This is a genomic window from Mucilaginibacter mallensis (genome assembly GCF_900105165.1).
GTDB classification, from domain to species: domain Bacteria; phylum Bacteroidota; class Bacteroidia; order Sphingobacteriales; family Sphingobacteriaceae; genus Mucilaginibacter; species Mucilaginibacter mallensis.
The window spans coordinates 1691863-1710427 of sequence record NZ_LT629740.1; the positions used below are offsets into that span (position 1 = coordinate 1691863).

The 18565-nt window shown below is 41.0% G+C and carries 22 protein-coding genes; 7 read left to right on the forward strand and 15 right to left on the reverse strand.

Going from position 1 to position 18565, the window contains the following annotated elements:
* Positions 1 to 51: 51 nt before the first annotated feature.
* The 4 genes from BLU33_RS06835 to BLU33_RS25040 form a co-directional block, all read right to left on the reverse strand.
* Positions 52 to 1107 carry a winged helix DNA-binding domain-containing protein gene (locus BLU33_RS06835; RefSeq protein WP_091370616.1) on the reverse strand — a complete coding sequence of 352 codons (1056 nt, stop codon included), beginning with the start codon at positions 1105 to 1107 and terminating at the stop codon, positions 52 to 54.
* Positions 1108 to 1124: 17 nt separating this feature from the next.
* Positions 1125 to 1913 (reverse strand): DUF5995 family protein, encoded by a 789-nt coding sequence (locus BLU33_RS06840; protein ID WP_091370618.1) that lies wholly within the window; start codon positions 1911 to 1913, stop codon positions 1125 to 1127.
* Between the two features lie 147 nt (positions 1914 to 2060).
* Positions 2061 to 3317 (reverse strand): Na+/H+ antiporter, encoded by a 1257-nt coding sequence (locus BLU33_RS06845; RefSeq protein ID WP_091370620.1) that lies wholly within the window; start codon positions 3315 to 3317, stop codon positions 2061 to 2063.
* Positions 3318 to 3493: 176 nt separating this feature from the next.
* Positions 3494 to 3640, reverse strand: coding sequence for a lmo0937 family membrane protein (locus BLU33_RS25040; RefSeq protein WP_157682069.1), 147 nt, complete (start codon positions 3638 to 3640; stop codon positions 3494 to 3496).
* A 506-nt stretch (positions 3641 to 4146) separates the two neighbouring features.
* On the opposite strand from BLU33_RS25040, the gene BLU33_RS06850 reads away from it, so the two are divergent.
* A complete protein-coding gene (locus BLU33_RS06850) occupies positions 4147 to 4332 on the forward strand; it encodes a KGG domain-containing protein (RefSeq protein ID WP_091370621.1) in 186 nt (61 codons plus the stop codon).
* A 47-nt stretch (positions 4333 to 4379) separates the two neighbouring features.
* Here BLU33_RS06850 and BLU33_RS06855 read toward each other — a convergent pair whose 3' ends face one another.
* Genes BLU33_RS06855 through BLU33_RS06870 form a run of 4 tightly spaced genes read right to left on the reverse strand, consistent with a single transcriptional unit; the run spans position 4380 to position 8799 of the window.
* Positions 4380 to 5138, reverse strand: a complete 759-nt coding sequence (locus tag BLU33_RS06855) for a DUF72 domain-containing protein (protein ID WP_091370623.1) — start codon at positions 5136 to 5138, stop codon at positions 4380 to 4382.
* Positions 5135 to 5833: a uracil-DNA glycosylase family protein gene (locus BLU33_RS06860; protein ID WP_091370625.1), complete on the reverse strand. Its 699-nt coding sequence runs from the start codon at positions 5831 to 5833 to the stop codon at positions 5135 to 5137. The genes BLU33_RS06855 and BLU33_RS06860 overlap by 4 nt, the downstream gene beginning before the upstream one ends.
* A 40-nt stretch (positions 5834 to 5873) precedes the next feature.
* Positions 5874 to 8621, reverse strand: coding sequence for a DNA ligase D (gene ligD / locus BLU33_RS06865; RefSeq protein ID WP_091370627.1), 2748 nt, complete (start codon positions 8619 to 8621; stop codon positions 5874 to 5876).
* Between the two features lie 7 nt (positions 8622 to 8628).
* Positions 8629 to 8799: a DUF3606 domain-containing protein gene (locus tag BLU33_RS06870; RefSeq protein WP_091370630.1), complete on the reverse strand. Its 171-nt coding sequence runs from the start codon at positions 8797 to 8799 to the stop codon at positions 8629 to 8631.
* Between the two features lie 72 nt (positions 8800 to 8871).
* Between BLU33_RS06870 and BLU33_RS06875 the strand changes: the two genes are divergently transcribed.
* Positions 8872 to 9108 (forward strand): hypothetical protein, encoded by a 237-nt coding sequence (locus BLU33_RS06875; protein ID WP_091370632.1) that lies wholly within the window; start codon positions 8872 to 8874, stop codon positions 9106 to 9108.
* A 3-nt stretch (positions 9109 to 9111) separates the two neighbouring features.
* Here BLU33_RS06875 and BLU33_RS06880 read toward each other — a convergent pair whose 3' ends face one another.
* The 4 genes from BLU33_RS06880 to BLU33_RS06895 form a co-directional block, all read right to left on the reverse strand.
* On the reverse strand, positions 9112 to 9822 hold the full coding sequence (locus BLU33_RS06880; protein ID WP_091370634.1) for a LytR/AlgR family response regulator transcription factor: 711 nt from the start codon (positions 9820 to 9822) through the stop codon (positions 9112 to 9114).
* A complete protein-coding gene (locus BLU33_RS06885) occupies positions 9809 to 10882 on the reverse strand; it encodes a sensor histidine kinase (RefSeq protein ID WP_091370636.1) in 1074 nt (357 codons plus the stop codon). Before BLU33_RS06885 ends, BLU33_RS06880 begins: the two co-directional genes overlap by 14 nt.
* Before the next feature lie 77 nt (positions 10883 to 10959).
* Positions 10960 to 11751, reverse strand: a complete 792-nt coding sequence (locus BLU33_RS06890) for a DoxX family protein (RefSeq protein WP_091370638.1) — start codon at positions 11749 to 11751, stop codon at positions 10960 to 10962.
* Between the two features lie 37 nt (positions 11752 to 11788).
* Positions 11789 to 13033 (reverse strand): aspartyl protease family protein, encoded by a 1245-nt coding sequence (locus BLU33_RS06895; protein WP_091370640.1) that lies wholly within the window; start codon positions 13031 to 13033, stop codon positions 11789 to 11791.
* Positions 13034 to 13260: 227 nt separating this feature from the next.
* Here BLU33_RS06895 and BLU33_RS06900 point away from each other — a divergent pair, with 227 nt between their 5' ends.
* Both BLU33_RS06900 and BLU33_RS06905 read left to right on the forward strand, forming a co-directional pair.
* The gene (locus BLU33_RS06900; protein ID WP_091370642.1) at positions 13261 to 13728 is read left to right on the forward strand and encodes a hypothetical protein; all 468 of its coding nucleotides are present in this window, start codon (positions 13261 to 13263) and stop codon (positions 13726 to 13728) included.
* An 8-nt stretch (positions 13729 to 13736) separates the two neighbouring features.
* Positions 13737 to 14144, forward strand: a complete 408-nt coding sequence (locus tag BLU33_RS06905; protein WP_091370644.1) for a hypothetical protein — start codon at positions 13737 to 13739, stop codon at positions 14142 to 14144.
* 55 nt (positions 14145 to 14199) lie between these two features.
* Here the strand turns inward: BLU33_RS06905 and BLU33_RS06910 are convergent, their stop codons facing one another.
* On the reverse strand, positions 14200 to 15132 hold the full coding sequence (locus BLU33_RS06910; protein ID WP_091370646.1) for an AraC family transcriptional regulator: 933 nt from the start codon (positions 15130 to 15132) through the stop codon (positions 14200 to 14202).
* A 154-nt stretch (positions 15133 to 15286) separates the two neighbouring features.
* Between BLU33_RS06910 and BLU33_RS06915 the strand changes: the two genes are divergently transcribed.
* The 3 genes from BLU33_RS06915 (at position 15287) to BLU33_RS06925 (ending at position 17648) form a co-directional block, all read left to right on the forward strand.
* Complete coding sequence (locus tag BLU33_RS06915; RefSeq protein ID WP_091370649.1) at positions 15287 to 16789, forward strand: aldehyde dehydrogenase family protein; 1503 nt, start codon at positions 15287 to 15289, stop codon at positions 16787 to 16789.
* 90 nt (positions 16790 to 16879) lie between these two features.
* Entirely contained in the window at positions 16880 to 17182 is a 303-nt protein-coding gene (locus tag BLU33_RS06920) for a DUF2695 domain-containing protein (protein WP_091370651.1), read from the forward strand.
* A 91-nt stretch (positions 17183 to 17273) separates the two neighbouring features.
* Entirely contained in the window at positions 17274 to 17648 is a 375-nt protein-coding gene (locus BLU33_RS06925; protein WP_091370653.1) for a DUF779 domain-containing protein, read from the forward strand.
* On the opposite strand, the gene BLU33_RS06930 is transcribed toward BLU33_RS06925, so the two are convergent.
* Complete coding sequence (locus tag BLU33_RS06930) at positions 17645 to 18310, reverse strand: 4'-phosphopantetheinyl transferase family protein (RefSeq protein WP_091370655.1); 666 nt, start codon at positions 18308 to 18310, stop codon at positions 17645 to 17647. The genes BLU33_RS06925 and BLU33_RS06930 overlap by 4 nt on opposite strands.
* The gene (locus BLU33_RS06935) at positions 18307 to 18564 is read right to left on the reverse strand and encodes an acyl carrier protein (RefSeq protein ID WP_091370657.1); all 258 of its coding nucleotides are present in this window, start codon (positions 18562 to 18564) and stop codon (positions 18307 to 18309) included. Before BLU33_RS06935 ends, BLU33_RS06930 begins: the two co-directional genes overlap by 4 nt.
* Between the last annotated feature and the right edge of the window lies 1 nt (position 18565).

Genomic DNA, 18565 nt, shown 5'->3' on the forward strand with positions numbered 1-18565 from the left:
TTAACGCTATAAAAGGGTAGGTACATATTTAATTACCTGCCCTTTTTATGGTTATGAAAGATTCATAAAAGAGCTGTATTTTTCAATTTTGACGGAAAGATCTGTTTGCTGATCAGTTTTATCAAACAACTCTATTGTAATATTCAGCTTGTTTTTATTGATCACCCGGTTCCAGGTGCCTATTACCTTACCGTTTTTAATTATGATAGGTTTAAATATGCCATTCTGTAAAATTACCTTTCCGGTATTTGCTGCATCCAGTATAAGCGACCTGTCTTTATAGCCTAACAGGTATTCATCAAAACCGGCCAGAAAATCAATACTGCTTGATGATTTATTATTGGCAGGGTAGTTACCTGTCATCCAATAGGATTGGTCATTCCATTCAATTTTTGTAAGCGTTTCGCGTATCTGCTCAAATTCCGCGCGACTTTCCGTAATACTTAACCCGCTCCATGCAATAAAATCCTGCAATGTAGCCGGGCCGTGGCTCTGGAAATATTTTTGCATAAGTTTTACCAACGCTTCTTGCCTTGTTATGGGCGATGGTTTTGGCAGCCATTCTTCAAGTAAAGTATAGGTGTCCTGCTTCCCTTGTTGTGGCCCCAGGCAAATCATGCCCAGCCAGCCTGCTTTATATAGCATCAAAGCGCCCCGTAATCCCGCTGTAGTTATATTGTTTTGTTCAAGGCCCGCAAAAAGTTCTTTACGGGTAAGTTGCTTACCACCCTGCAAAAGTTGGACAATGCACTTATGTATCCTTGTAAAATCCTCATCAGCCAAGCCCAGTTTTTTAAATTGTGGTTGATAGCGGGAGAGCAATACGGGCGTAACTGTTGACAATATCCAATATATATCCGAAGCGGCCAGAATATGCAATGTGCCGCGCAGTGCCCAGGTACGCACTATTTTTTTATCGGTGATTGCCTTTTCAATGTCTATGTTTTTAAGGTTGTTTGTACGGCAGCCGATAGCATATTTTGCCTGCCCATAATCCTGGGCCTGTATAGCACCCATCCAATTTGCCACTTTTTCGGCGCTATCCGGCTTACTATTGGTAATAAGGTGGCTGCTTAAACGGCATTGGAGTATATCGCCTTCGGTCATTTGTTATTGATATGGCACTATAATTTGGAGACTTTCAAATAGGCCTTTTTATAGGTGTTCATCACTTCAATTATCCTCGCCGGATTTTTATCGCCAAACAGATAAATAATAAAGATGGTGAATTTTAAAAAGCCGCCAACATTCACAATGCCGCCACCAAGGTCATAGATATCCTTATCGCGCTGAATAATCAGGGCTGAATAATCAGCAGCTGTTTTTAATGCCAATTCCTCTGCAAAGCACCAGGCGCCGTCACGGGCGTTATTCATGGCAAATTGTATAAACAGTGAATCGTTTTTTGAATGCAGACCAGCAAGCGATAACAACGGCGATACCTGATCAAGCTCATTGATCACCTGGTAAGTTAAAGCCGCCAGTATGGTATTAATGGTGTTGAAATCATTATGCATGGTTTCCAAAGGCTGATTTTGGGCTATTGCCAGTTCAACCACGGCAACGCCCAGATCAAGGTTAATATGTGCATTCATGCCTAATAGCAAATGCTGCAAAACCAGAATGGTAGGTTTCTCCAGCTCGTCAAAAGCAATTCTCCAGGATAGTGATGTTACTGGGGTTTTGTTTATCCACTGATCATAAGCGGCAAGGTAGCGGTTAGCAAAGGTTACATCAAACTGCTCCATGCGCTGGCCATTCTCAAACTCGCCGGCCTGTATCCCTTGTTTAACCCGGCAGGTTACTTTATAATACAAGGCGGCAAAGTAACCTGCCCTGCTATTTGATTTGATAGAATGGCTGATGATAGCCTCCATCTGACTGATAACCTCATCAATGGTTTGCGCCTGCATTATGATCTAAGTTTACAATAAAAGTAATCTTTTATATGCTGCTGATCTATATAAAAAAAGAAACCGGATGTAAATTATGGCTTATTCTTTTTACTGTCAGTATCAAATTAATGTATATCGCAATTATATAGCCTGGCAACTACGCTGTTACTTATTGTTTTTATCAATTTTGAGGCGTTTTACCAACCATGGTAAACTAAGCCCCTGACCTATAAGCGTGAAGAGTACCACAATAACAGAAATAAGGATAATGGCATTTCGTTTTGGGAAGGGGCTGCCATCAGCCAGGGTTAAAGGTAAACCAATGGCTATTGCCAGTGATACTATTCCCCGCATACCCGACCAGCTAATGATGAGGCTGTTCTTAAAATCGAGCAAGGCATCTTCAGTTATTCTGCCTTTGCCTTTTTGAAAAGCCCTTTGCAGGTTTATCCGCTGTAAAAATACACGGATCATGCGCAGCAGTAAGGCTATAAGAGTAATTATAAAGCCGTATCCTATATAGGGTATTAACTGGTTGTAGCTGACGTTTTTTATTACAAAGGGCAATTGAAGTCCGATCAGGATAAAGATCAAACCGTTTAATAAGAATACGATAATATCCCAGATCGACCGGGCTTCTTTCTTGAGATCGCTGGAAGTATCCTTATTTTTAAAACGGGCAATAATGAGTCCTAATATGACTACCGAGATAACGCCTGATACATCAAGATCTTCAGCTATTAAATAAGTTACAAAGGGCATCAGCAATAAAAAACTGATGGTTACCATGTGATTATCTTTAACTTTATTAATGATATAGGTTAGTAAATTACCCATCACCCAACCAACTAATGCACCACCTCCCATCAGTATAAAAAATTGCAGCGAGGCTTTCCACCAGATAAAGGCAGCACCCGTTACCGCGGCAACAGCAAAACGATAGGCTATTAATGCCGAGGCATCATTTACCAGGCTTTCGCCCTCCAATATGGTAATGGTTTTATGTTGCAGTCCTAAACCTTTGGTAATGCTCATGGCAGCTACACTATCAGTTGCTGATAATATGGCACCGAGCACAAATGAAAGCGGCCAGCTCATCCCCGGTATAAAATAATGGGAAAAAACAGCTATGCCGGTAGCTGTTATAAACACCAGTGTAATTGCCAGTGTACTAATGGTGTTGATGTTGGTTTTAAACTCGTTAAAGGAAATGTTAAAAGCGGCATCATACAATAAGGGTGGCAAAAATATCAGGAAGATGATTTCAGGATTTAGTACTATGTTTGGCAGTTGAGGGATAAATCCTATAGCTATACCTGCTACAATTAGTAAAATAGGATAGGGAAGCTTTATTTTATCAGCCATTGCTGAGAGGCCGATCATGATACCAAGAATAATAAGGACGACGGTATAATTTTCCATAGATTATTGCTCAGGCTTTCAGAATATCAAATAATTCTGTTCCATAGGCCTTTTAAACCGGCCATTTGGATTAAGGATAAATATAGTTTAATGCAAAAGAAATGGAGAAAAAAAACAGCAAAAAAAGCCGGTCAGGTATTATTTCTGACCGGCATAAATATTTAATTGTGTTTTTATCAGGCTCTACGGATAACTCCAAGAATTAAAGCTATAATAGCTATAACTAACAATACGTGGATAATACCACCTGCGGAATAAGCGAAGTATCCGATAGCCCAGCATATTACAAGGATTACGGCAATGAGGTATAAAATGTTTGTCATGGCTTTTAATGGTTTTAATAGTGTGTGTGCTTAATCTATCCAAAATTATTCCACGTTGTTGTACCGCGCCTATAAATCAATATTTATAGGTATTATATAGTTTACAGGTAAAAATACGGCTATGTAAAACATGATTTCTGTAGCGTATTTAGGTCGTAATAATATATAAAAGCACGTATTTTTTTGTGTTTATATATGGATCTGTATTTATTATCAGTCCGGAAAATATTTCTGATGGTGGGGTATTATTTCGAGGATGATGCGATCTGCCAATTAAAGACTTAGCCGGCTTATACCCGTTTAAACGTTTATTGGCTATAGTGTACACTTTTGTTTCGCTGTGGGGACACTTTCCTTTTTAGCTAAAACTTTGCCTTTAGATTAATTAAATTATTATTGTTTGTAAGTGATTATAAATCAGTCGTTTTATTGTGTTGGTAATTTTAGGGCACGTTTATTAATATTTATTGAGCAGTTAACAAATTGTAAATTATAAAATTATCAAAATGGCAACTAATCAAAAAAACCATTCAGGTAGCGACAATAAGTCAAACCAGAACAGCCAGAACAGGCCAGGCAGCAACAATTCAGGGAATTCTGCAAACATGGATGAAAACAAACAACGCGAAATGGCGAGCAAAGGCGGGAAGGCTTCACATTCAGGCGGAAATTCAAACAACAGCAGGCACTAAATTAATTGCCAATAACAAAGCAGGATACGCATATCCTGCTTTGTTATTTATAGTTCTTCAGGCTCAAGAAAGTTTTTCAGCATCATAAGGTTATTTATAGCATCACCCATGGTATTGTTGAAATAGGCGTACAGATCTTTACCTTCTGTCAGCCATTCTTTTGCATACTGTGCATATTCATATAAAAAATCATCGGCATAGCTGCCCCGGTACCCACCATTCGGTCCATGAAAACGCAGGTAAACAACATCATCCGCTAAAGTTACCAAAGGCGAAACAGAGGCAGGCATATCCTGTATCACAAAGCTGGCCTTATACTTTTGCAGTAGTTCATAAACGCCATCATCATACCATGATCGGTGCCGAAACTCAACTGCCAGTTTCCATTCCTCATTTAGGTCGATATTCCGGATAACTGATAACAAATATTCCAGCTGACCACGACAGGCAACTGTAATACTTGGTGGGAATTGTACCAGTAAACAGCCTTTTTTATCGTCTGCATGGTTAATTACCTGTATAAACCGGTCTACATCTTCGGGCTTGAAAAGCAAATCTTTATTGTGGGTGATATCGCGCCAAAGCTTATAGGTGAATTTGAAATTGTCAGGAACATCCAATGCCCATTTGGCTACGGTTTTAGCCAGTGGTAACTTGTAAAAGGAACTGTTTATCTCAATACTGTTGAACAAGCTTGCATAAAAATTAAGCCTGCTTTTATCGGCAAATTCAGGCGGAAAATCCCGTTTGGGAATAGGTATATGTAACCCGCTTATCCCACCATAAAATACGCCTTTGGTGCTCATTGTATGGCGTTAACCTGTTGAAAGGCCTGCAGGTATTTATCAATATAAACTTGTTTTGTTTTCGATTTGTACTGCATAATATACCGGGGATGCTCCAGTGCAATGATCTGTTTAAAAAAGCCCATTTCATTGTTCAGTTTCCTGAGAAATGCTTCGTTTTTACCTGTGCCGAAACAAAAGCATACATTGGTTTCAAAGCCCATGGCAATTTGCTTTTTCAGGTTATCGATAATGAATGGGTATACGGCTTTTTGCAGATCGGGGCGGTCGTAATAATTATAATTTATCTCCTTGCCCTTTGGCCCGGTAACTGTGAAACCCAGCGGACAAATAGAGTGGATATAAAAATGGTGGTAAAACTCTTTAATGCCGCCATAGGCTTTTATCATATCATACACATATTCTGATGATGGCTCATGCGTCATTTGCCCGCTGAAAGGGATTTCGCATTGTATACTCATCCGTTTAGGATCGGTAAATGAAACGCCCGTCATGGCTGAACCAAATCTGCCGGGGTTTATGCCTAAGATTAAATGCCGCGGGTCGTTATCACCATAATACTTTTTATAAAATATTTGTGAACAGGCCAAAGCTGTTTCGCTTTCGCGGAAAGGGTTCATGATGTGCACGCCCTCGGGTAAAGTGCCTGTGAAATGGAGGTTTTTATTGAAATTGATGATTTTATTGGCGAACATGAACCAGGATTAAGTGATTTTATTGATTTTCAGGATGTTTTTAGCTGCTAAATATGGTTTGCGCTTTTTTGATTGTTTTTTCGAGGTCGATGCCTTTGCCTAGTACGCCCTTGAACAGGTCGCCGGTTTCTTTGAGGCGGTCGATGGAGTTGAAGATAGTAAAATCTTTCATGGTAAGGCCGGGTTTTACTTCGTCCCACGCTAAAGGCATGGAAACTGTTGCGCCAACTTTAGGGCGGAGCGAGTAGGGACCGGCGATAGTCGCGCCCGGGCGGTTCTGTAAAAAATCGAGGTACATTTTGCCATCGCGCTTGCTTACCATGCGCTCCAGGCTCGTATAATCAGGGATCTGCTTGTGTACCAACTGCTCTATGATCTTTGCGAACATCTGGCTTTGGTCGTAAGTATACTTTGCATTCAGCGGAATGTAAATATGCATGCCTGTTGAACCTGATGTTTTTGGGTAGGAGGGCACATCTATTGCATCCAAAACCTTTTTAACTTCCAATGCGGCTGCAACCACCTGGTCGAAGGTGTTTTTATCCGGGTCGAGATCTATCACACAATAATCCGGGTTATCGGGTGATTGTATACGGCTGAACCATGGGTTCATTTCAATACAGCCTAATGATGCCATCCATAATAAATAAGATTCATCAGAGCCTACCAAATATTCCTTATGCTCACCCTCGCTGGTAGTGTAAGGGAAAGTTTTTGTTACCCAATCAGGGGCTTTGCCAGTTATATCCTTTTGGTAAAAGCTTGAGCCATGTATCCCGTTAGGGAAACGGTTGAGCGACATGGGCCTATCCTTTAAATATGGCAGGATATACTCAGCTACCTGGTAATAGTAATTAAACATATCGCGCTTGGTTACATTATCCTCGGGCCAGTAAACCTTGCTCAGATGAGTGAATTTTAATTCATGTCCGCAAATTTTGCGTACTTGGGTTTCATCGGTAGGGTTAAGTAATGTTTTACGGTCCTTATCTTTTGGCGGCATAACAACATCTTTATGGGTTTCTTTTGATGATGATTTATTATCAACTTCTTCAACGGTTTCGTTAGTGTCCTTTGGTATTTCAAGTACCACATCCTTGGCTTTTTTATCTATCCGCATACCTTTAAATGATGCCTGTCGAAATACGCCATCGCTGGTAACTTCGGCAAAGGCAACTTCGCAAACCAGCTCGGGTTTTAGCCATGTGGGTTTGGCACCCATGCGTTTAGGCCGAAAACGTGATGGTTTATCTACATCAGGTTCCACATCAAACGGACTTTTATCCGTAATGAGCGGTTTAAACAGCGCCATCATTTCTTTTTGCAGTTTATCGGAAAATCCGGTGCCTACCTTGCCCACATATCTTAAAATACCACCGTCATAAACACCCAATACCAATGCGCTGAATGATTTGCTGGTGCCCACGTTTTTGGTGAACCCGGCAATGATCACTTCCTGCCGCTGATGAACTTTGATCTTCAGCCATTCGCGCGAGCGTAGATCAGAAGTATAAGTGCTGCTTGCTTTTTTGGCAATGATGCCTTCAAGGCCCATACGCCCGGCAGCATTAAAAAAGTCGATACCACTGTCATTAAATACTTTACTTTGGCGGATGTGGTCATTATCCGTCGGCAGTATTTCTTTTAAAATGGCCTGGCGCTGGTTTAATGGCAGGCCCATCAGGTTTTTGCCTTCATACCAAAGGATATCGAATACATAAAATACCAGCTCTCCATCGGCCTCGCTGCGCCAGTTCTGTAATGCGCCGAAATCGGATACTCCTTTATCATTCAATACCAATATTTCTCCATCGAGCACGGCGTTTATCTTCCACTTTTGCAATAGCTTATAAATGGAGTAGAATTTCTCATTAAAGGTTTTGTTATTGCGCGATATGAGGTTGACCTCACCGTTGTTTATCGTAGCAATAGAACGGTAACCATCCCATTTTACTTCGTACAGCCAGTCGGGATCATCAAAGGGTTCATAAACTAACGTAGCTTTCATGGGCTGAATGTTTTCTGGAATAGTAGCTTTAGGTGCGTTTTTTATTAGTGCTTTAACATCGATCTCATCCGAAGATACCAATGCCTCAGCTGATCCTGCCGGATCCATTACTTCGCTAATGCGCCCCGCCTGGACTTTTTTTTTACTGCCTTTCTCCGGCTCTTCTACATCTTCTTCATGGCCATGCTGCCATACCTTTTCGCTGGTTTTCTCCATCGATTCAATGGTTTTACCAGAGAGTACAGACTGATCTTCCTTCGTTATATCATCAGTACTGGCAAACTTGTCGTTATGCTTTATCAGCAGCCAGCCGTTTTCGCCCATGCCCTGGGTTTTCACTAAGGCGTATTCGCCTTCCAGTTTTTCGCCGTGCAGTTTGATTTTTAGTGAGCCTGACTTTAATTGTTGCAATAAAGCCTTTTCCTGTGCTTTCTTGCCTTTTATTTCTTCAATAGGCTCGTAGGTACCTTCGTCCCAAACTATTACGGTGCCGCCGCCATATTCGCCTTTCGGGATGATGCCTTCAAAGTTGCGGTAATCAAAAGGGTGATCCTCTACCATCATAGCCAGTCGCTTAGTTTTTGGGTCGGTTGATGGGCCTTTTGGTATTGCCCAGCTCTTTAATACACCATCCATCTCGAGCCTGAAATCATAATGCAGGCGTGAAGCATCATGCTTCTGTATCACGAACATTAAATGATCCTTATCCTTGCTTAGTCCAGCTTTGGGTTCAGCGGTTTTGGTAAAATCCCGCTTCTCGGCATATTTTTCCAGGCTCATAAAAGTATTATATTAAATATTTTTTAACCTCTTCGGCAGATGTACCAACGGCGTCAACTGCTTCCTGTAATCTTTCGCGACTTACGCCAAGTTTTTTGGTCCAGTATTCTACTTCGTAATTTTCCTTCATGTTAATCAGCTCCTTTTCAGAGCTGTGGGCATATTCATCATCGTCCATAATTAATTATATTGGTTTTATTACAACAATAGGGATGGCTTATGGTTTGCATAGTATAATATTGAACACGTTATGGAATTATTTGAAATATCTGTAAGCAGCAATAACGAGCATCATCATTTCGAGATACGCGATTATATGCACCACGATGGTGAGCAATGCAAATATGAGGTGTATAAAAATGGTGTGTTTATTGCCAGCTTTGAGCCCGGCCCGCATAAGCATCTGCACATCTGCAAAAATGCTGGGATAGAGCAAGAAGAATTATTGAACCAGATAGCAGATCAGCTGGAATCGTATAATCTTTAGGCCTTATTTTTCGTCGAGTATGCCCATTACCAGTTCCTTGTAGCTGCGGCCAATGGGCAGGGTTTTGCCGCAAAGCTCAATTATGGTGCTAGTATAGGCATCTATTTTATCTTTGGCGATGATAAAGGAGCGGTGGATCCGCAGGAAATCATTTTTGTTGAGCAGTTCCTCAATCTGCCCCAGTTGTGATTTGGTGGTGATGGTCTTTTCTTTGGTTACTATCCGCACATACTCTTTAAGGCTTTCAATATATATGATCTCCTTAAAATGTACTTTCACCCGTTTTTTATCTACAAAAACAAACATAAAGTCGCGCCCTTCAGGCACAAACAGCGAGGCATTATAAGTATGTTCCGAGGTGATGAACTTCAATTTATTCACCGCCTTTAAAAACCTGCTGAACTCGATGGGTTTTAGCAGGTAGTCAACAATATTCAAATCGTATCCCTGCAAGGCATATTCATGGTATGCGGTTGTAATGATAATATGGGGTGGGTTTTTTAACGTCTTAATAAAATCGATCCCTTTAAGTTTGGGCAGGTTTATATCGAGAAATATCAGGTCTATCTGTTGCTTGTTCAGGTCACTCAGCGCGCTCATGGCGTTGCTGTAGTGGTTTATCAGTTTCAGGAAGGGCACATCGGCAATATAATCCTCCAATACCTCTGTGGCCAGGGGTTCATCCTCAATTATAATACAATTATACTGCTGCACTTTTATTCAGGTTGATGGATAAATTAATCTTAAATGTATCACTTAAATTCTCAATATCAAGCTTAAATTCGGTATACATGAGTTCCAGTTGGCGCCGCACATTGCTCAAGCCTATTTTCCGGTCGGAGCTTTCGCACTCCTTAGCCTCTTTTGAGTTGATCACCACAAATAATAAATAGCCATTATCGAGCATTATATTTATGTCGATGAAGGTATCGGCCAGCATCTCACCGGGGCCGTGCTTAAAGGCGTTCTCAATAAATGGAAGCAGGATAAGCGGTGTGATGGCTTGGTTTTGATTATCAATATCTTGCGTAAAGGTAATATGCAGGCGCTTGGAGAACCGCACTTTTTCAACCTCGACATAATCTTCTAAAACCCGTATTTCTTCGGATATTGGCACGTGGCTTTTTTCGGCTTCATACAGCATAAAGCGTAGCAGCTTTGACAGCTTCATGATGATGACCGGTGCCAGATCGGATTTTTTGCGGGCCAGCGCGTAAATATTATTGAGCGTATTGAACAGGAAATGGGGGTTGATCTGATTTTTAAGGAATTTTAGTTCAGTTTCCAGTTTTTCCTTCGATAGGTCCTTTTCCCGGCTCAGGTTGTCTATCTGCATGCGGAAAAGTTTAATTACTATAGCCACGCCGCATATAAACCCAAGATCGAGCATGGAAGCAAACAGCTGTGAAACCGTGAACATATTATCGTAAGTAAGCTTTACCTGGTTGGTAAAAGCCGGATTTTCGACCAACAAAAAGGTAGCCAGTACACGGTGCAAAAATATAGATGCTACAAAAACCAATATGGTGACAATGATATTGACATTACTGTTCAGGGTTTTGTTAAAGGCCTTCGGGATAGAAAAATAGAACACAAAATAGGTAAACAACAGTTTTGAAGGTAAAATAATAAGGTTGGTTAATACGGCCTGTATCAGGATGTCCTCGTGATTGGATTTTGGGATAAAGGACTGGATCCACGAAAACTCGAACAAAGTATTTATAATAAAATACGTTACCCAAAATACTATATGCCTTAATATGCGCTTGTTCACTATTTTAAAGGTCGTAATTTTCTGATGTTTAAACTATAATAGCTGCTAAATATCAACATGGGTATATAAACAACCGGTTAATGGGTATAACTGCTTACATGAAAATGATCTTTATGCGTTGCCATTATTAAAAATGATATGCAGGCCATCAGCAGGCAAATAAGCAGGCTCGATAGTTCATCCCTGTCCGTAGCATGATTATATACGCGCGGGATATGCAAAAGTATCACCCATAAAATAAACATAATGCCCAGTAAAGCCATTGCCAGTTTTTGCTTTACGTTAATGATCAGGCTTATGGCCGAAGCTATAAAGCCCCCACCCACAAAATAGGCCCAAAACAAGTGGAATGGTATCCAGCCCGGGATTAAAGTCGCCACAAAATCCCCATATTGAAAATGCTGGATACCAAAAACCACCAGTGAGATGGCAAACATCAGTTTGCTTATGCGCTCCATAATATTGTACATTTTGTATGTTGTGCCAGAGGTGCTGTTTTCTGAATTAACGGCAAAAAGAAATGCCCCGCTCAATATGGCGAAGGTTTCAAATGCTCCCGTCCATTCCATCGCATTTTTTATGTTACCCAGTAAAATGGGCAGGTGCACAAGCAAAAAGGATAACATAAATACCAATCCTATCAGTAAAAAGGCAGGTGCACGCCATTTTTTTATTACGGCAGCAATGCCGCACAGCATCAATAAAATGCCTGAAATATCAACCAGGAATATGAGCCCCGGAAATTTGCCGGGGACAGGGAAAAGCGCCGGGTTAAGCGCCCTGTAATAAACATGTTGAAAGCCTAAAATGAAGATGGAAATACCAAAAATAATGGGTGTGATTTTTAAGAGTAGTGTGTTGATTTTCATTGTGATATTGTTTTGTTGTGATGGGTGGATATATATGTCATATGCGTCGTTTTAGGGTGAGGATAACGCGATCGTATTTATTATCGTGGAAAACTTCAAGCAGCAGGCTCCTGTTATCGCCTGATTTAAAAAGCTCGTCAATATCCTCAATTGTCATGCTGGCTACCGACTTAAAGTTGATGGATACGATCTCATCATCCTTTTCCAGGCCGATAAGGTCGCCTGCTGAACCGGGCTCAACACGATCGATGATTACATGTTTATAGCCATCGCCGGTGGCGTAATATTCGAGTCCGCTCATGTCATGCTCAAACGGTGCCTTTAGCTGTTTGAAGGGTTTAAGGTATATGGCACTGTCGGGGTAATCAATAATCATTGCAAACCTTTTTAGCAGACCCAGGCCAAGGTTGCCATCGCGCAAAACAGCATCATATGAAATACTTTCAGGATGTTTGGTTGGAAATGAGGTAAGCAAGTTTTCAATTGAAAATCTGCCCAAAACAATTTTCGGTATCCGGCTTATATAACCATCAATAGGCCCGTTAAAGCCCTGTCCAAGGTTAGCCCGGATGAAATTGTGCGGAAGCTCATTTGTATTTAAAAAATTCTCTAATGACAAGGGGTGTCCGGCGCCTATATCCATAATGAGCTTGCATTTTTTTTCAGCGCCATTAGGCAGGGTTACATTTGCCTGTAAATAAGGTTTGTTGTTTTCTATACTAAGCGGGAGCTTTTCTCCCTTCGCATATTTTTTGATTTGCGCTGGGCGGAAAACAAAGAGCGTGCTATCCTGAAAATTTATTTTTACTACAACATTGCTGAAAAACTCATAGCCCAGCAAACCATGGATAGGCATGCCCGCGCAGTTGGATAAACCCAGAAAATCCTTCATTAAAATAGCTGCGCCAACGTTATGGCTTGTTAACCCATGCACTTTTATATCTAATGCTGAAGTTAGCTGGGCTTCCAGGTCATCACCCTGGCCAAGGCCATGCAGCTTTATGGGGTGTTTGTGGTTTATATTAAGCGAGTCGATAATATCCGGGTCGGTTATGATCATCAGGCCGACACCTGTATCCAGTATGAAATTAAATGGCCCCTTGCCATTTATGGTTAGTTTAATAATGATCATGTTGCGCACCATGCGGAATGGTATGGTTACGTGGTTATGCCCTTTATCCAGATCGAAGCTCTGTGCCCTTAGCAACTGACCATACAATACCAAAGCAGTTAGGCAAATGCATAATAAAATACGGACACCAGGATTATACACACGTTTCATGCTCCAGAAAATAACAGGTAAGCACAAATTATATAGTATAATACTGGTATTCAACTAATAACTACCATAGGTTAGCTGTCGATCGCATATAGCAGCCTGCGCAGTTTGTATGTTATTGGTATACTCAAAAGTGTTATTTGTGTGGCTTATTAACGGCATGCTTTATTTTTATGATGGATGGTGTAGCAAAGTGCAGAGATAGATCGTAATGTATTTAAAACCGCTAAATGAACCTTTTAAAATATAGTATACTGATCGCTTTGCTTGGGGTAATGGTGTCCGGCTGCAGTAAGGATGCCCCCCACAAAGCAAAAACACCTGCAACAATTGCAACTTATAACGGCCCGCTGAACGGCGGTACAATTGCCGATGGTACTTACAGCGGCCTGCTGCTTGCTGATGAAAAGGACGGCGGGTTTAATACGGGCCCCATTACCCGTAGTGTTTCCTATTCATTCAATAACTCAAATTATACTACTGTTGCAGCGCCCGCAGGTTTTACAGCCGCATCAAAGGGGGTATATACCTTATCCGGCAATAAAATAGCTTTAACAGATAGCCTTGTTCATACCGCTAATTTCGACTGGAATTTAATATTAGTGGGCTCATACAGTTATAACGTAAATGCCGATAGTTTGATCATTACCAAAACTTCGGGTACCAACACTTACACTTATAAACTTAAACGACAATAACCGGCATTATGAAAAACCTAAACCTTATTACACTAATTGCCCTTATAGCTGTAATGTACAGTTGCCATAAAAACAATAGTAACAATAATGTTTTAGCTGATGGAACCTATAGCGGTCAGTTTACGGCATATACGGCATTAACAAGTGGTACTACCACTGATACCTTTGTGATCAAATTAGCCTATCCTTCCTATAGCAGCTATACATCATTGCAAAGCAATACGGTAACCGCACAGGGATCATATAAAGTGAGCGGCAGCCAGATCACTTTTACCAACACTATTTTGTTTAACGTTAACGTGGATACCAAGGCAGCTGTGAATGGTACGTACAATTTTAAGGTAAATGATAATACTTTAACACTTACACAAACCACGAATGATTATACTGCTTCGTATGATTTGAAAAGACAATAATCTACCTATATATTGTGTTTAACTGAGAGCGGATAACTTTTGTTATTCGCTTTTTTTAATTAAGACTGGTGGCCCGGAATTGTGCCTTGAACATACTCGGGGTGATTCCTTCAACCTTTTTAAATACCCGGCAAAAATAGTTGAGGTTATTGAAGCCGGCTTTAAAACAAGCATCAGAAATGCTGATATGTGGGTTATTCATAAACTGCTTGGATAGCTGGATACGCTCCCTGATCACATAATCAACAGGGGAGATACCCAGTTCATGCTTAAAGGCACGGAAAAAGCTGGATTTACTCATAAATGCCATCTGGCTCAAAGCATCAATGCTCAGCTTGTCGCTCAAATGCAGGCGGATATATTCCAGTACGTAAGCAAAACGATTGCCTGCGGATAGCTCATGCTGGTTGTCATTTATCTCATGCAAATTCTGCATCTGCATAATGCGGATGAGCAGTTCCTTTAGCGTTAAATTAGCCAGCACATCCTTGGTTAATGCATCGCCGGTACTGATGCGGATGAGTTTATTGATAAGCTGTGCCAGTTCGTAATTATTAAAAAAGTGGAATTGGTTATAGTTGATTTGCCAGATTTGTTTGTCTTCGCGAGGGTAGTTCTCGTTTAAAAAATCAAGTGTATTTTTTATTTCCTGCTGATTGATAGCCAGCGCGGTACATTGTGATGGCTGCTGCGCACTGGCTTCAGGAAAATCGATGGTCATGGTGATGTTGGGTGGTACAATTACGGTTTCGCCGGGCAGGTAATCAAAGCCGGGCTTGTCAAACAAATGCATCACTTTTTTGCCGCGCAGCATGCTGGTAATTACCAGGTCGCTAAAAGTTAAGGGCACCAGTTCGCTGCGCTGATAGGTTTCAAAAATATTTAGCTCGCAATGGTTCATGGTATAGGCCTTACGGTTCTCTACCAGTGTGTTTAACTCTCTTCCTTTGGACAGGTTTACCGGTGATAACAGGTTCTTGTTATTCATGGCCTCATAATTCAAAGCAAATTAGACATATAGATCTACATAAACAAAACTTCACGAACATTGACATTATTGTGCTACCATTTGCCCTAATAATGCAACTGCTTAATCAGCAGTACATCTACCTTAGTACAACCAATTTAAAACAAATAAGTTTATGAGCACTGTTTCAAAACCTGCTTTTAAGAAGCAATACGAAAATTTTATTGGCGGCAAGTTTGTGCCGCCGGTCAAGGGTGAGTATTTTGATAATATTTCGCCAATTGATGGCAAGGTATTTACCAAAGCTGCCCGATCAGGCAAGGAAGATGTGGAGCTGGCGCTGGATGCAGCACATGCTGCTTTTAAAACCTGGGGCAAAACATCTGCAGCGCATAGGGCAGGGCTGCTCAACAAAATCGCTGATACCATTGAGACTAATCTTGAATACCTCGCAGTTGTTGAGGTTATTGATAACGGCAAGGCTATTCGTGAAACCCGCGCCGCAGATTTGCCGTTGGTTGTTGACCATTTCCGGTATTTTGCCGGTGTGATCAGGGCTGAAGAAGGCGGAATATCAGAGCATGATGAAAATACGGTAAGTATTGTTCTAAACGAACCACTGGGTGTAGTAGGGCAGATCATCCCATGGAATTTTCCATTGCTGATGGCTACCTGGAAAATTGCCCCCGCGTTAGCAGCAGGTAACTGCTGCGTGGTAAAACCGGCCGAGCAAACCCCAACATCTATTATGGTGTTGATGGAGCTGATAGGTGATATTTTACCTCCGGGCGTACTGAATATTATAACCGGTTTTGGTCCGGAGGCTGGTAAGCCACTGGCATCATCACCACGTATAGCCAAGGTGTCATTTACAGGTGAAACCACCACCGGGCGCTTAATTATGCAATATGCTTCAGAAAATTTAATTCCGGTTACTATGGAGCTGGGGGGTAAATCGCCTAATATTTTCTTTGAATCGGTAGGCGATGCTGATGACGCGTTTTTTGATAAGGCAATTGAAGGCGCCGTAATGTTTGCCTTGAACCAGGGCGAGGTGTGTACCTGTCCGTCACGCATTTTGGTGCACGAGAATATTTATGATAAGTTTATGAAGAGGGTAATTGAGCGTACCAATGCCATTAAGATGGGCGATCCGCTGGATGGTACCACCATGATGGGGGCACAGGCCTCAAATGATCAGTATGAAAAGATACAATCGTACCTGAAAATTGGTAAGGAAGAAGGAGCAGAGGTACTTTGCGGTGGCGAGGTAAAGAAGCTGGGTGGTGATTTGGCAGGCGGCTATTATATACAGCCAACCCTGTTTAAGGGTCATAACAAAATGCGCATTTTTCAGGAAGAGATCTTTGGCCCGGTTGCCTGTGTAACCACCTTTAAAACTACCGAGGAAGCCATCGCTATAGCAAATGATACCTTGTATGGCTTAGGCGCAGGTGTTTGGACACGCGACGCGCACGAAGTTTACCAGGTGCCACGCGCTATTTTAGCAGGCCGTGTTTGGGTTAATAATTACCATGCTTACCCGGCACACGCGCCATTCGGCGGTTATAAAAAATCGGGCTTCGGACGTGAAAATCACAAGATGATGCTGGGGCATTATCGCCAAACCAAAAACATGCTCATCTCCTACGATAAGAATAAACTGGGTTTCTTTTAATGATTTTTCCTGAACTGAAAATAGTTAAGTTCTGATTCAATATATTGCGGATATTTTCCTTAGTTATTGTAATCAACGATCATAGCTTTCATGAAATCAGAAGAAGAGAAGATAAGACAACAGCAATTAAAAAAGGTGTTTAAAAAGAATGAAGAAGAAGCATTTGTTAGTAGTCTTCCAATGAAAATAGCTGATTTTTTTCAGCTATTTGATATGTTAGATGAAAAAATAGAAGACGAAGGATGTGATCATACTTTAAAATTTACAGAACAATATCTGAATAAACATGAATTGACTTCGCAACGGGTTATTCCTTGGTTAAATGAAAATGGAGGTTATTGCGATTGTGAAGTGCTTGCCAATATAGAAGAGAAGTTTGAGGATTTTAAATAGTACGGAGATATTCTAATCTGGACACTCAGGTTGTATTGAGGCGCGTACATCAAAAGTGTATGCGCCTTTAATATATTTACCAAAATATACAATGATAAAGAGAGTATTAGTCGACACTGAAGCATCAAACATGATTGCACAGCTAAAGGAACGTTTTGGCGACTTGATGTTCCACCAAAGCGGTGGTTGCTGCGATGGCTCATCGCCCATGTGTTTTGAGAAGGGGGAGTTTAAGCTGGGCGGCAGCGATGTAAAACTGGGCGAGATTGACGGCTGCGAATTTTGGATGAGCAAAGACCAGTTTGAATACTGGCAGCACACCCAGTTAACCATTGGTATTACCAAAGGGCGTGGTTCAAGTTTTTCTATTGAGATACCTACCGGTTATCGCTTTATGATCCACTCTCGCATGTTTACTGATGATGAGCTAGGCGAACTGGAACCGGTATCCTTTTTAGAAGATTAAAAGTGCTGAAAGGAATAAGCTACAAAATGCCCATGGTGGGATAGGGAGATAGGAATATCAGTTTCTTCAGATCCTTTTAACAGAACGGGGATAGCGTTCCTGTTTTTGCTGATGGTGATGTTATCCAATCCGCATAGCTTATGCAGGTTATCTAGTAAAAACTCCCTTACAACGGCTGATTGATTTTCATTATCCGTATTATCGATCCATTTTATACCCCAAAAAGTATCCTCGAAATTTTTGCTCGAATGCACAACGGTTACTATCGCATCGGTATAAACCAATGATTTGGAGTAGATGGTATTCTGCCCAAATGTTACAGTTGTATCAAACGTTAACTGATCTTTAAAGCCCGCACCTGATAGCTCATTTTTGCCAAATGCTGTTGGCTTATAGTCATAGGGTACCTGTAACTGATCTCCAACAACCATTACGGGTGTAAAAATCAGCTCAGGGTTGATCCTTTGCAGGTATTTATAAGCCGATTCTTTTATCGACCATAATAACCAAACGAAATTTTCAAAAGGGAGTGTGGCAGCTACTGCTTCGTTATAAAGTACACTTTCCGGGGTTGAAAGTATTTTTGAATAAAAATTTGGCAGTTTTGTGCGGGTAATATCAATAGCACTTAATGATACAACATCATTACCCGTACTTATCATAGTTTCTGGCTGATTCTTTCGCTTATAACGTCGATACAAGTACCAACTACCATCATTTTATCGGCAACATCATAATCAATTTCGATATCATATTTAGCTTCGGCATCAATAATGATATCAACTAAATTGGCAGAATTTATTTTTAAGTCCTTTATTAAGTCTGTCTGATCGTTAATCTCAGCCAGCATTTCTTTATTGGTTGTGTAAGGTGAGATCACCTTTTTTAGTTCTTCTAGAATCTCTTGTCTGGTCATT